Annotated in this window: 11 protein-coding genes; 7 read left to right on the forward strand and 4 right to left on the reverse strand. The window is 62.3% G+C overall.

Translation table 11 applies throughout. The annotated features are described in order from the left end of the window. Positions 1–508 precede the first annotated feature (508 nt). Both QW863_RS35790 and QW863_RS36120 read left to right on the forward strand, forming a co-directional pair. Entirely contained in the window at positions 509–1,798 is a 1,290-nt protein-coding gene (locus QW863_RS35790) for an AAA family ATPase (RefSeq protein ID WP_315718632.1), read from the forward strand. Beyond that, positions 1,795–2,670, forward strand: a complete 876-nt coding sequence (locus QW863_RS36120) for a DUF4435 domain-containing protein (RefSeq protein ID WP_409978012.1) — start codon at positions 1,795–1,797, stop codon at positions 2,668–2,670. The genes QW863_RS35790 and QW863_RS36120 overlap by 4 nt, the downstream gene beginning before the upstream one ends. Before the next feature lie 389 nt (positions 2,671–3,059). On the opposite strand, the gene QW863_RS35795 is transcribed toward QW863_RS36120, so the two are convergent. The 3 genes from QW863_RS35795 to QW863_RS35805 all read right to left on the reverse strand — a co-directional run bounded on the left by QW863_RS35795 (position 3,060) and on the right by QW863_RS35805 (position 5,977). Further along, entirely contained in the window at positions 3,060–4,688 is a 1,629-nt protein-coding gene (locus QW863_RS35795; protein WP_315718633.1) for a tetratricopeptide repeat protein, read from the reverse strand. A 7-nt stretch (positions 4,689–4,695) separates the two neighbouring features. Further along, positions 4,696–4,944: a hypothetical protein gene (locus tag QW863_RS35800; protein ID WP_315718634.1), complete on the reverse strand. Its 249-nt coding sequence runs from the start codon at positions 4,942–4,944 to the stop codon at positions 4,696–4,698. A gap of 382 nt (positions 4,945–5,326) precedes the next feature. Continuing rightward, positions 5,327–5,977: a TetR family transcriptional regulator gene (locus tag QW863_RS35805; RefSeq protein ID WP_315718635.1), complete on the reverse strand. Its 651-nt coding sequence runs from the start codon at positions 5,975–5,977 to the stop codon at positions 5,327–5,329. A 93-nt stretch (positions 5,978–6,070) separates the two neighbouring features. Between QW863_RS35805 and QW863_RS35810 the strand changes: the two genes are divergently transcribed. Together QW863_RS35810 and QW863_RS35815 are read left to right on the forward strand one after the other, a co-directional pair. Continuing rightward, positions 6,071–6,733, forward strand: coding sequence for an O-methyltransferase (locus QW863_RS35810; protein ID WP_315718636.1), 663 nt, complete (start codon positions 6,071–6,073; stop codon positions 6,731–6,733). 115 nt (positions 6,734–6,848) lie between these two features. Further along, positions 6,849–7,499 carry an aspartate/glutamate racemase family protein gene (locus QW863_RS35815; protein ID WP_315718637.1) on the forward strand — a complete coding sequence of 217 codons (651 nt, stop codon included), beginning with the start codon at positions 6,849–6,851 and terminating at the stop codon, positions 7,497–7,499. Between the two features lie 12 nt (positions 7,500–7,511). Here the strand turns inward: QW863_RS35815 and QW863_RS35820 are convergent, their stop codons facing one another. Next, positions 7,512–8,870 carry an LLM class flavin-dependent oxidoreductase gene (locus QW863_RS35820; RefSeq protein ID WP_315718638.1) on the reverse strand — a complete coding sequence of 453 codons (1,359 nt, stop codon included), beginning with the start codon at positions 8,868–8,870 and terminating at the stop codon, positions 7,512–7,514. A gap of 187 nt (positions 8,871–9,057) precedes the next feature. On the opposite strand from QW863_RS35820, the gene QW863_RS35825 reads away from it, so the two are divergent. The 3 genes from QW863_RS35825 (at position 9,058) to QW863_RS35835 (ending at position 11,636) form a co-directional block, all read left to right on the forward strand. Continuing rightward, the gene (locus QW863_RS35825; RefSeq protein WP_315718639.1) at positions 9,058–10,725 is read left to right on the forward strand and encodes a tannase/feruloyl esterase family alpha/beta hydrolase; all 1,668 of its coding nucleotides are present in this window, start codon (positions 9,058–9,060) and stop codon (positions 10,723–10,725) included. Between the two features lie 143 nt (positions 10,726–10,868). After that, complete coding sequence (locus tag QW863_RS35830; RefSeq protein ID WP_315718640.1) at positions 10,869–11,078, forward strand: PRC-barrel domain containing protein; 210 nt, start codon at positions 10,869–10,871, stop codon at positions 11,076–11,078. 330 nt (positions 11,079–11,408) lie between these two features. Beyond that, positions 11,409–11,636 carry a hypothetical protein gene (locus tag QW863_RS35835; protein ID WP_315718641.1) on the forward strand — a complete coding sequence of 76 codons (228 nt, stop codon included), beginning with the start codon at positions 11,409–11,411 and terminating at the stop codon, positions 11,634–11,636. The last annotated feature ends 1,140 nt before the right edge of the window (positions 11,637–12,776 follow it).

Below are 12,776 nucleotides of genomic sequence, written 5' to 3' on the forward strand. Positions count from 1 at the left end.
ACCTTCAGTCCTGCCCACTAGACAGACTGAATCACCGATATCTCTGCGTCGCAACTGCTGACTTTTTCAACGAAATCAGCCCATTACGGACGTCAGAAGAGCCGCGCATTGGCCCCTCCCTCAATTGTGGTCTAAAATTGGACAACTAACTCTCGACGCTGGGAAGGCTGGGAGCATGGAATGCAGTACTCCCCGGCAACTGCAAACATGGTCGGTAGGAAGGCGCGCCGCTCCCTCCTCGCCGAACTCCTGCGCCGCGAAGGCCGATTCAACGGCTGCGTTGTTTGAAAGCTTAAACCGGCGATTGCCACGAAATAGCACTCTCCGGCACGACTTGTGATTGAAAACGGTCCTTGCTATTCTCTCGGGCCGCCCTCTGCACGGCGAAAGTGATATTGGTCAACTCTGTTGCTTGCGTACCGCGCCGGACGTCTGTGCCTGATTGTCTGCAGTATACTCTCAAGTTCGGCTCGCTGAACGAAGTAATATCTGCGCCGAAAGGGCTAAGATGTATCATATCGCAAGGGTTGCCATCGATGGCTTTTGGGAAACGCACAGCGTCGAATTGCTTCTGTTTCCGGAAGTTACGTTTCTGATTGGGCAGAACGGTACTGGAAAGACAACGCTAATCAATCTGCTAGCGGCCGCCCTGACGGCGGACTTCCGAACACTGGATAGATTACCATTCAAGAAAATCAGCATTCACTTCACGGGTGGTGAAAAGGGCGCAGCACCGCGGATCGTGGTGAATAAGTCAAAACGGGCTGATCGGCCGTTTGAACTCATTGAATATCGCGTAAAGCCCGCCGGGGCTGGCTCCCAAGAGGTCAAGTACTCTCTCGACGACATCGAAGAGCAATTGGTTATGAGACGCGCCGTATCTGATCCGAGGTCACTTAGGGAGTTCTACAGGCATATGTCTTCGGGCTTGCTGATCAAACTTCGGGAAATTGCTGAAGTTAATTGGCTGTCGGTACATCGAGCGCCTACATCTGATAGATCTCGTGAGGAAAGATCCTACGATTCCGCCGTTGACCAGCGTCTGGAGGGACTCTCTAACGACCTAGTCCGGTTCTTTTCGACGCTGTCGCAACAGAAAGATGTTGAAGTTCGCTCGTTTCAGGAGTCGATCTTCGTTTCACTAATCGCGCAGTCTGAACTCAAGCTGGAGAATCAGCAAGACTTGGACAAGTTGGATGGGTTCGCTGATGCGATCCAGAATATTTTTCAGGAACTTCATGTCGCAAAAGACCAGACAGAGCCGCTAATACGTTCCTTTTTGGAAAGGGCTCGTGCTGTTAAGGCGCATTTGGCTGATGCCAATAAGGGCGGATTTCTGTTAGATGACGCACTACTTCTCTTGGATCTCAGGCGAATCTCTAGCGTTGTCGATCGCTGGAATAAGCTGCAAGAACGTCTTGCTACCGTGTTTGCGCCCCGCGACAAGTGGAGGCAGATAGTAAACGAATTATTCCGACGCAAGACAATGAACTTGACGGACAGTAACGAGCTTCAGTTCGTGTCCCGGACGGGAAAAATATTGACTGCTTCGATGCTTTCGAGTGGAGAGAAGCAGCTTCTTATTTTGCTCAGCGAAACGCTGCTACAGCGAGAGCGTCCAGCCATTTTTATTGCCGATGAGCCGGAGTTGTCACTCCACGTGCTTTGGCAAGAGAAGCTTGTAGCTAGCCTCCGCCAACTGAACCCTTCTGCTCAACTGATCATTGCTACCCATTCCCCGGATATCGTCGGGCCATTGGCTGGCCACGCGATAGATATGGAGACACTGATTCCATGACCTTCCGCAGAACGCCAAGTGCCCTCGGAAGCCTTCACCGATTTTACGGCGCTGATGTCGTCGTGTTCTGCGAAGGCGGGCCTTCCTTGACCGTTACCGAAGCGCTATACAGTCCCCCGTCAAGCATAACTCTTGATATTGTTTTCTGGTCAGCAGTGATTTCGTTGCTTAGGATTGGATCGACCTTCCACCTCAAGTCCGTCGGCAGCAAAACGACTCTCACTTCAATCGCGCTCGACGTTGAAGCCAAGGGAATCACAACGGTAACGGTATGTCTCGATAGCGACTATGACCGCTTGCTCGGGGCCGCTATATCTGCCAAGCGGGTCGCTTATACGTACGGATATAGTTGGGAAAATGACGTCTTGACATCAAATGTAGTTAAGCAGGTGCTTTCTTGTCTGATAGGTCGACTTCAGCCAGGAAGTGAGCAGGCGTTGTCAGCAGAGCTCAATCAATTGGAGAGCGACATTGCCAGGTGGTGTGAGGTAGACATTGCGCTAAGGGCGAAGAAGAGGTTGTCCTTGTTTAATAGAGATAAACCTCTGAGTTGCGCTGACATGACGATCAAGCCGCCGCGACTAAAGCATGATGCACTCAAACGGCGATTGAAGGAATGTGGTTACGTCCGGCGACCAAAAACGATTGTATGTGTTAGTGCATCGACATCTATGCGCATCGGTTATGGAAAATTGATTAGTAGGCTTGTTTACCACACCGTTATTTCGCTCGCGAAGCAAGTGGCGTCTAGCGTTCGGCTTGACTACGAAACCTTCATGAAGATGGCCATATCTTACACATTCGACGCTGCGGAGCAGGGGAACCTCCGAGCGCTGGCGTCGCACTATTCTAATCAGCGACACGCGTTCTAGAATAGTTGGAAAATCGACCGGATGGAGCCTGCTAACGCCGAAGTGGCATAGGCGGCGGGGGTCTGCAACAGCCTACACAACCTATTCGGCGTCTCATCTCATGTCCGGAATTCGCCCCGAACGGACGCCGCCGAGGCAGGCAGATTACGTGCGCTGTCAGCCCTCAGCGGACGTCGGTCGGCTAAAAGCATTCACGACCGAATTGGACTGCCTCCATCATGTCCGGGTTACCGCCGGTTGCGACTGTGCGGCAGATATCGCGGCTCGGCAGCTTCGTGCCAAAAAAGCGACATGCGGGCGATTGCAACTGATCTTCTGAGAAGAGCTGAACCAGCAGAAATATTGGGCCGAAATTCTGGTGCAAAATTCTTGTGGACTATGCACCTAGACTACCGCTTGGAGCGTTCTTCCAGTGAAGTAAGGCAGTCCGCCAAGTCTCCTTGAGCAACCTGATGCCAATATGAGTTCACTTCGATGGTCCATTCCTCCAATGCCGCACGAAAGGCACAGACTGCCTCCTGGAGACGCGACGTGCCGCTCTCGCGCTCGCCAATCACCTTGAGCGCAAGGCCGAGGTTGTACTGCGTCGCGGCCCAGTCGAGCGGGACGCGCTCCCGAATCCTTTCCTCCAGCGCCGCACGATAGGCGATGACCGCCTCCTCGATACGCGAGGTGCCGCTCTCGCGCTCGCCGAGCATCCAGAGCGCAATGCCGAGATTGTATTGCGTTAATGCCCAGTCAAGCGGGACGCGCTCGCGGGTCCATTCCTCCAGCGCCGCGCGATAGGCGATGATCGCCTCCTCGAGACGCAACGTGCCGTTCTCGCGCTCGCCGAGCAAGTGGAGCGCAATGCCGAGATTATTCTGCGTCATTGCCCAGTACAGCGGGACGCGAGCGCGGGTCATTTCTTCCTGCGCCGCCCGAGAGGCGGCGACTGCTTCCTCGAGACGCGACGTGCCGCCCTCAAGCCGATCGAGCGTCGAGAGCGCGACGCTGAGATTGTTCTGCGTCATGGCCCAGCCGAGTGGGTCTTGCTTCTGGGTCCGTTCCTCCAGCGCCTCACGAAAGGCGCCGACTGCCTCCTCGAGACGCAACGTGCCGCTCTCGCGCTCGCCGAGCGTCAAGAGCGCAGTGCCGAGTGTCGCGAGCCCCATGCCAAGATTATTCTGCGAAGAGGCCCAGTCGAGCGGGACGCGCCCGCGAGTCCTTTCCTCTAGCGCCGCACGATAGGCGATGACCGCCTCCTCGAGACGCGACGTGCCCCTCTCGCGCTCGCCGAGCGTCTGGAGCGCAGCGCCGAGACTGTCCTGCGTCATGCCCCAGTCGAGCGGAACGCGCGCGCGAAGCGCAGGCGTAATCAACCGTTGGAAGCACTCGATGGCAGACAGCAGAGCCGCATTGTCGCCGAATTCGTGACCCTGGAGGTAGAGAGTAGAAGCCTCCTGGGTAAGGTAGCCGAGCCGCCTATCTTCGTGGTTTATCCCGGATGGTATCACGGCGGCTGCACTTGCGAAGTGTTCGGCAGCTTCGCGATAACGCAATCGAGTCAATGCGATTTCGGCCCGGCGGGCCAACGTGCCGGCAAGATTGATCGCTGAGCGTTCGACATTGTGACGCTGCTCGATCGCGATGTCCTCAAGTAAGGCATCTGCCCTCGCCAATTTACCTGCATCAATGGCCTTCTGAACATCCAATTTCAGAGCAATAATGGCCGGGCTGTCGCCGGCATCTGGTAATGCTCCTGGCCTGAGATTTTCGAAGTGGCCCGCAATAGCGACCAGCTTAGCACCCAAGTGCTCGTTAAGGACGTCATTTTCGCCGAGAATACGCAAAGCCTCACGCATCTGGCGCTCGTTCAGGTCGAGGTCCGCTTGGAGGCGCGCGATGAGCTTCTTCTGTGTTCCGGTATGATCCTCATGCTGCCGGATAAGCGCGCCCAGTTCCTCTGGTGGGATGCCGCTGATATTGATCTGGCGATTCCTGCTCAAAATATTGAGGGCGACGCTGAAAAAGGACATCGCCGCCCTAACCCTTGAATAGCCCAATGACCGCTGTCACCAGACCAATTGCCGCGATGCCTAGCCCGACCCAGTCTGCCTTACCGCCCTTGGTCAACTTCTGCGTGACGTTGCCGACCTTGTTCGTCTGCGTATTCATACCGCCAAAATTGATGCCGATGTTGCTCAGACTAAAACCGGCGCTCTGGCCCGCTTTGGCAAGCCCCACCAGAATGAGCACAACACCGACGATGACTAGAATGACATTCACGGACATTGCGCGGCCTCTCGGTTTCGGGGACACCGGATCGTGCAGTTGCGCGGTGAGGTAACGGAGTTTCGTGATGGAATTGTCCGACCCCATTTAGCTCCTATTCTCGACCAAAAATCAATGCTGGGTCACCTGCACCGATGTCCGTCCCGGTCATTCACGACTTAATCCGATTGCGACGTCATGTCCGTTTGTCGCCCTTAACAGGCACTCCCGGACTCTGATGAGAGGTCCGTTGTTGGCTGCGGCCGCGGATTTGCGGCGCTGCATCAGTCAGCGGCGATCTGGGATACGGCGGCATCAAGTCAACGGAGCGTCGCGGCAGCCCGTGGCCGTGCAGAGGTTCCCAGTTTCGCTAAGGAGAGGCGGAGACCCGCCGGCCGCGGGACTACCCGGCCTTACGTCTGTGAGGCTTGTTCGCGGTGGAGAGGTACGCACAGAACATGTCGGCCATCGCATCGGCATAGGCCGATATCTCGGCCCGGCTGCGCGGGGTCTCCGAGAAGTGCTTTCCGACCTGGCCGAGCGTCGTCTTGATCAGGTCGGCGACCCGCGCGCGCTCGGCCTCTCCGGCACCAGGCAGCACCTCGCGCATGAAGGCGAGCATGGCGCGGCGGCCACTGGCCCTGGCCTGGCGTGCCTCGGGCGCGTCGCGATAGAGCGGGGCGGCGTCGTCGAGCGCGCCACGCACCGCGGCTTCGTCGCACTCCGATTGCAGGAACGCATGAACGAGCGCGCGCAATCGCGTCAGAGGCGGACGGCGCGTGTCCTCCAGAATGCCGTGCAGCAGTTTCGTCGTCTGCTGCCACTCGTCGCTCTGCAGCCTGAACAAGATCGCCGCCTTGTTCGGGAAGTACTGATAGAGCGAGCCGACGCTGACGCCGGCCTTCTCGGCGACACGGGCCGTGGTGAAACGTTGCGCGCCTTCCTTGGTCAAAACCTGAACAGCCGCCTGCAGAATGGCCGCGACGAGGTCGGCCGAGCGTGTCTGTTGCGGCAGTTTTCGCGGGGAAATCGGGGCTTTTCGAGCTGGGGCCATGGAGCGTTCCGAAATGCGATTAGCGAATGCGAATGATTATTCGTATTCTGACTTCGACGCAAACGACACGCATCGAGACCACGGAGAATATCAATGATCACCCTGACCACCCAGCCGGTGGCGCCGCTGCTGGACCGCCTGCTTGCCGAGGCCACGTTGCTGCGGCCGGAGACGAGCCCGATCTTCGCCGGCATGGCCGAACGGGGCGCGCAACTGATGCGCAGCCGGTCCGGCCATGTCGAGCTCTACACGCAGCTCAAGGACTTTCCGTTGCCCGTGTCGCGCGACACCGGCATGCTGCTCTACATGCTGGCGCGCGGCGTCGGTGCGCGATCGATCGTCGAATTCGGCACCTCGTTCGGCATCTCGACGCTGTTCCTCGCCGCGGCGCTGCGCGACAATGGCGGCGGCCGGCTGATCACCACGGAGTTCGAGCCGTCCAAGGTCGCCCGTGCCCGTGCCAACCTCGCGGAGGGCGGCCTGGCCGATCTGGTCGAGATCCGCCAGGGCGACGCCCTGCAGACGCTGAGCGCCGATCTGCCGGAGACCATCGATCTCGTGCTGCTCGACGGCGCCAAGCCGCTGTATGGCGATATCCTGGCGCTGCTCGAGAGCCGGCTCAGCGCCGGCGCGTTCATCGTCGCTGACAATGCCGACCACAGCCCCGACTACCTCGCCTACGTCCGTTCGCCTGATAACGGCTATCTGTCGGTGCCGTTCGGCGACGAAGTCGAATTGTCGATGCGGATCGGGTGAGCGGCCGGCGACGAACGGCCGATGCCCGCCACCCTCATCGGCGAATGTGCCTGGAGTTGACGTTTGGCCGACGATTGTTCACGAGGAGAGCTTCGTCATCTGAGCAACCGTCCTCATGCCCCGCATCCTCCTGATCAATCCCAACAGTTCGGCCACGACCACCGCGATGATGGTGTCGATTGCGGCCGCCTGCTGCGCCGGCCGGGCTGAGGTGGTCGGCGCGACCGCGACGCGGGCGCCGGCCATGATCGTGGATGCCGAGGCGCTGGCCGCATCGGCGGCGGAAGTGGTCGATATCGGCCGCGCGCATCGCGATGCCTGCGACGGCATCATCGTCGCGGCGTTCGGCGATCCCGGCGCCGCGGAGCTTGGCAGCCAGTGCTCGCTGCCGGTGGCGGGCATCGGCGAGGCGTCGATGCGCGAGGCCGCAGAGGGCGGGCGGCGCTTCGGCGTTGCCACGGTGACGCCCGCGCTGGTCGCGAGCATCGCGGGCCTTGCAGACAGGCTGAACCTGTCGGCGCAGTTCACCGGGACGCGTCTGACGCAGGGCGACCCGGCCGCGCTCGCCGTCGATCCGGCGCGGCTTGCTGCCGCCCTGGCTGACGCCACGCGCGCCTGTATTGCCGAGGACGGCGCCGAGGCCGTGATCATCGGCGGCGGGCCGCTGGCGCAGGCCGCCGATCAGTTGCAGCGGCAATTCGCCGTGCCGATCATCAAGCCGATCGAGGCGGCGGCGGCCGTGTTGCTGTCGCGTCTGTCGGGCTGAGTGCCAGCGGCATTACGGCCGGTAGCTCGCCGCCGGATGCGGTGCCGCGAGCCGGGCGCGGCCGAACATCTTCTCGCGCAAAGTACCCGGCTGGTAGGCCTTCTTGTAGCGGCCGCGTCTGGTCAGCTCCGGCACCAGCATGTCCGCGACATCGGCAAAACTCTCGGGCGACAGCGCAAAGGCGAGGTTGAGGCCGTCGACGCCGGTCTGCTCGATCCAGCTCTCGATGAGATCGGCGACCTTCGCCGGTGAGCCGACGAACACCGGGCCGATACCGCCGATGCCGACATGCTCGGCAACCTCGCGCACGGTCCACACCCGGTCCGGATCGGCCCGCGTGACGTTGTCCATCGCACTGCGGCCGGCATCGTTGAGCACGTGGCGGACCTGCTGGTCGAGGTCGTAGGTCGAGAAGTCGACGCCGGTCCAGCCCGACATCAAGGTCAGCGAGGCCTCGTGGTCGATGTAGCGGCGATAGTCGGCGAACTTCGCCTCGGCCGCCGCATCGGTTTCGCCGAGCACGACGGTGGCGATGCTGAAGATGACGATGTCGCTGCCCGCGCGACCCGCGTCGGCGGCGGCCTGGCGGATCGCGGCGACGCGCGGCGCGATGATCTTGGCGGACGGGCCGGACATGAACACGCATTCGGCATGCCGGCCGGCGAACACGCGGCCGCGCGGCGATGTGCCGGCTTGATACAGCACCGGCGTTCGCTGCGGCGACGGCTCGCAGAGATGGATGGCGTCGAGCTGGTAGTTCTCGCCGCGATGGCTGACGCGGTGAACCTTCGTGGGATCGGTGAACACGCCGCTGGTCCGGTCGCGCTTGACGGCGTTGTCCTCCCAGCTGCCTTCCCACAGTCTGTAGACGACCTCCATGTACTCGTCGGCGACGTCGTAGCGATCGTCATGCGCGGTCTGGCGCTCCCTGCCCATGCCGCGTGCGGCGCTGTCGAGATAGCCGGTGACGATGTTCCAGCCGATGCGGCCCTCGGTGAGATGATCGAGCGTCGACATCCGCCGCGCGAACGGGTAGGGCGGCTCATAGGACAGTGTGCAGGTGACGCCGAAGCCGAGATGCTCGGTCACGGCGGCCATCGCCGAGATCAGCATCATCGGATCGTTCACCGGCACCTGGATGGCGTGGCGGAGCGCCGCGTCGGGGTTGCCGCCATAGACATCGTAGACGCCGAGCACGTCGGCGAGAAACAGTCCGTCGAAGCGGCCGCGCTCCAAGGTCTTGGCGAGGTCGAGCCAATAGGGCAGGCGATTGTAGTCGGAGGAACGGTCGCGCGGATGCCGCCACAGGCCGGGCGACTGGTGCCCGACGCAGTTCATCGCAAACGCGTTCAACCTGATGTCCGCAGCCATGATGTCCCTCGACGCTTCCTTGAACACCCATCAGATGGCACGCTTCGGCTGACGTTTTCAATCGCACCCATGCGCACGGCCGCTTGCGGCGGGCGCAGGCTTGGCTATGGTCGGAAGCGATCGAGCGCGCCGCGAAGCAACGACGATGCGTGACGGGCTTTGGCCCGCAGGTGTGAGGACGACCGTGATGACGATCCGTGTGACGGCGCTGACCGCGGTCTTGCTGACGACGTCGGCCATGGCGTCCGCGCAGGCGGAGGATTTCAAGGCGAGCTGCGCCACGCTGGCGCAGGGCTTCTCCGGCAGCGGCCGCATCGTCACGGCGGAATTCGTCGCTGCGGGCGGCGTGCAACTGGCGCCGCCCGCGCCTGCGGGCGCGACCGCACCTGCGCCGGATCACTGCCTGATCCGGGGCAAGATCAACGAGCGTACCGGCATCGACGGCAAGCCCTATGCTGTCGGCTACGAGCTGCGATTGCCTGCGACGTGGAATGGCAAGGTCGTCTTTCAGGGCGGCGGCGGCGTCGACGGTGTGCTGCGCCCGGCACTCGGCCTGCTCACCGGCGCCACGCCGCCGAATGGACTCTCCAACGGCTATGCCGTGGCCTCGACCGACGCAGGCCATCTCGAGGAGCCGGGGCCGCTCGGGCCCTATCTGTTCGGCCTCGATCCGCAGGCGCGGCGCGACAAGGGCTACAGCTCGATTCCGCCGGTGGCTGCTGCCGCCAGGGCCGCGGCCGAGAAGCTGTACGGCAAGGCGCCGCGCCGGTCCTACTTCGCCGGCTGCTCCAACGGCGGCCGCCAGGCGATGGCGGTGACGCAGCGCTTTCCCGAGCTGTTCGACGGCGTCATCGCCGGCGCGCCGGCCTATCGCGTGCCGCTGGCCGGCATCGATGTGATCGCGCAGGAGCAGGCGCTGCTGGCGATCGCGCCGCCCGGCCCTGACGGCAAGGCCGATGTCGGCAGCGCGCTGAGCGACGAGGACCTGAAGCTGGTGGCCGATGCCGTGACCGCGTCGTGCGATGGCGCCGACGGCGCCAGGGATGGCATGGTGCAGGACGTCATGGCCTGCCGCTTCGATCCGGCCGTGCTCGCCTGCAAGGAGGGGCAGAACTCGCAGTGCCTGCCCGCTCCCAAGCTGAAAGCCGTCAAGCTGATGTTCGACGGCAGCCGGAATTCCATGGGCGGATTGATCTATGCGCGCTGGCCGTATGATCCCGGCCTCGCCGCGCCCGGCTGGCGCGCCTGGAAGCTCGGTACGCCCAAAGCGAGTCCGCCCAATGCGCGCAATCTCACGCTCGTTCCCGGCGGCGTCGCCTATGATTTCATGAGCCCGCCGGAGACGCCGGAGGATCTCGTCGCCTGGGTGCGCAACTTCGATCTCGACCGCGATCCGCGGAAGGTGATGAAGGGCGCCGGCGGCTTCGACGCCGGCATGGAATATGAGGCCGCGACCTCGACCGATCTCGACGCCTTCAAGGCGAAGGGCGGCAAGATGCTGTTCTATCACGGCACGGCCGACCCGATCTTCTCGGCGCTCGACACCGTCGACTATGTCGATCAGCTCAAGACCAAATACGGCGCTGATGCCGACGGCTTCGCGCGGCTGTTCCTGGTTCCCGGCATGAACCATTGCGGCGGCGGACCCGCCACCGATCAGTTCGACCTGCTGACCGCGCTGGACCGATGGGTGGAGGGCACGGCCGCGGCGCCCGAGGCGATCCGGGCCACCGCGCGGCGCGCGCCCGATGTGCCATGGCCCGGGCGCACACGCGATCTCTGCGCGTTCCCGAAGGTGCTGACGTACAAGGGCAGCGGCAGCCTCGAGGATGCGGCGAATTTCGAGTGCCGCTGATGGGCAAGCCCGGCGCTCGCTGCCTTGCGGCGCGCACGATTGCTTGAGGACGGGTTGACGTTCGGCGTCCGCGTGCCGACTTGAACGACCGTCGAGCGGCCCGTGCTGCCCGGCGGTTCCCCCCTCAGGTCTCGAAGTTCCTCATGGTTGCCGTCAAGACGCGAGCCTTCTGCATCCTGCGCGAATTCGAACGGGCGCAGACCGAGCTGGTCGGCAAGGCTGTGGCGCTGAGCGACGGCAAGGCCGGAACAGTGGAGTACGTCCATCTTGACGAACTCCACGGTCTGCGCATCACCATCGGTGGCCATGACGGCCGCTGGCCGGTGTCGACCATCAAGTTCGCGCAGGCCTGAGTGGCATTGCCTCGTCCACTCAGGTCGCGCAACGACGTGCTGGACTGGCTCCGGACGCTGCGGCGAAAGCGCATGCTCGTTCTGCCCAACCGCGCGCATCAGCCGATGGGACCGGGGCGGGCAGAGACCGCCCCCGGTCCACGCATCCCAGCCGTGCGAAGGAGCCGTCGGCGGCGCTGCGGCTAGCCTCGATGCTCCCGGCGCGGCCGGCCGCTGCTGCTCTGCCGCCCGGACGACGTTGGTCACGGCCGATTCACTTATGTTGATGCGCGCGGCAGCTCCTGATCTAGAGTCGTCGATGCGCATCAATGAAACTGGATGCAATCCCGCATGGACGTAGAAGGTCAAAAGAAGCGGCGCCGGCGTGTCAAGCAGACGATGTCGTTGGGTGAGCGGTTGCTGGAGATGGCGCGCGAAGCGCGAGACAGGGCGAAACGTCTGCCCCCGGGCATCGAGCAGGCCAGGCAGCTGCGGCGCGCCCGCGAGGCCGAAGCGATCGTCGAGCTCGATCGCTTCCTGACGGCTCCAGCACGCAGCACGCCGCCGCGATCGCGTTGACGCCGTCTCGCGCCGGCCTCGGACGATGCGGCGCCGCGGAGGTCACCACGCGGCAGGTCACCAGGCAACAATGTCGACCAAGCAACAATGCCGCGGCTGCTCTTGCTGCATGTGGGCTCGAATTGATGCTGGCATCGCTGCAACAACGCGCTCGACAGGATCGACGTCCTCAGCGGACCGTAACGTCCGTGCGTTGGGCAAGTCAGTCCAGAGACGCGAGCACGATCAACCAATTCCAAGGCCGCGCTGATTGAAGCATGTTTGGTTGGCGGCGAGGGCGCCCTCGACGGGCTGGTGGTATTTCCGGAGCTTGCGGCAACAGGGCTGACCGATCTGGCCGGGACGGCCGAGCCATTCCCCGCCGCGTCACCGCCAGGCTTGCGGATATCGCCGATCGTATCCCTGGCATCACTTCCGTGCTCGCGGTGGCGAGACCAATGCCAGTTCGCATTCGCGAATGTGTGCGACGCCGCGAACTTCGATCCCGGGCTCGGCGGCCCGGTCCGGAACCATTGGCGTTCCACGCCGCGCCGCGATCGTCGCAGGCGGGGGAGGGGATCGCGACCCTCGAAATCGGCACCAGCAATCTCGACAGCGTCTGTCCGACCAACCTTGTCCGGCGGAAGGATCTCGTCCTGATGCCCATGCCGCACTCGCATCGTGCGCTGGTGCAACCGAAGGCGAGCAATTCCTGACGCTGCGCGCGCCCGCCGCTCCAAAATGGAACAGAAACGGCGTGTGAGGAGGCCGAGCGTGGGCGGCGACAGCGCTATCCACATTTCTGCACAGCCGTCGCAAAAAGTTCTTGCGCGGGATGCGGCATCGCACTATCTCACCACCACGCCAGCCGGACATCACTGATGACTGAGGCCCCCGACTTTCGGGACCAACGTTGTTTTCTTTGATGTTTCTTCTTCCGACTGGCTCCTGAGTTTTTCTTCAGAAAGGCTCTTGACGGTCTCTCAAAATCCGCTATGTGAAGCGCCCCGGCAATCGGGACTTCCACGGTGAAAGAGACCAAAGAAGTTGATGCACTAATTAGTTCGAAGCGAACTAACAAGTGCGGGCTGTTTGACAAGTGAAGATGAAGAAAGAGAAACGTGGACGGCGGAGTCCTTGCGGGTCTCGGGATTGAGGGCT

The organism is Bradyrhizobium sp. SZCCHNR1017, from assembly GCF_032381375.1.
Lineage (GTDB): Bacteria > Pseudomonadota > Alphaproteobacteria > Rhizobiales > Xanthobacteraceae > Bradyrhizobium.

What these genes read in the sequence shown, in the direction of transcription:
- QW863_RS35790 (WP_315718632.1), top strand. Translation starts at nt 509, where the DNA reads ATGTATCATATCGCAAGGGTTGCCATCGATGGCTTTTGGGAAACGCAC.
- QW863_RS36120 (WP_409978012.1), top strand. Translation starts at nt 1,795, where the DNA reads ATGACCTTCCGCAGAACGCCAAGTGCCCTCGGAAGCCTTCACCGATTT.
- QW863_RS35795 (WP_315718633.1), bottom strand. Translation starts at nt 4,688, where the DNA reads ATGTCCTTTTTCAGCGTCGCCCTCAATATTTTGAGCAGGAATCGCCAG.
- QW863_RS35800 (WP_315718634.1), bottom strand. Translation starts at nt 4,944, where the DNA reads ATGTCCGTGAATGTCATTCTAGTCATCGTCGGTGTTGTGCTCATTCTG.
- QW863_RS35805 (WP_315718635.1), bottom strand. Translation starts at nt 5,977, where the DNA reads ATGGCCCCAGCTCGAAAAGCCCCGATTTCCCCGCGAAAACTGCCGCAA.
- QW863_RS35810 (WP_315718636.1), top strand. Translation starts at nt 6,071, where the DNA reads ATGATCACCCTGACCACCCAGCCGGTGGCGCCGCTGCTGGACCGCCTG.
- QW863_RS35815 (WP_315718637.1), top strand. Translation starts at nt 6,849, where the DNA reads ATGCCCCGCATCCTCCTGATCAATCCCAACAGTTCGGCCACGACCACC.
- QW863_RS35820 (WP_315718638.1), bottom strand. Translation starts at nt 8,870, where the DNA reads ATGGCTGCGGACATCAGGTTGAACGCGTTTGCGATGAACTGCGTCGGG.
- QW863_RS35825 (WP_315718639.1), top strand. Translation starts at nt 9,058, where the DNA reads ATGACGATCCGTGTGACGGCGCTGACCGCGGTCTTGCTGACGACGTCG.
- QW863_RS35830 (WP_315718640.1), top strand. Translation starts at nt 10,869, where the DNA reads ATGGTTGCCGTCAAGACGCGAGCCTTCTGCATCCTGCGCGAATTCGAA.
- QW863_RS35835 (WP_315718641.1), top strand. Translation starts at nt 11,409, where the DNA reads ATGGACGTAGAAGGTCAAAAGAAGCGGCGCCGGCGTGTCAAGCAGACG.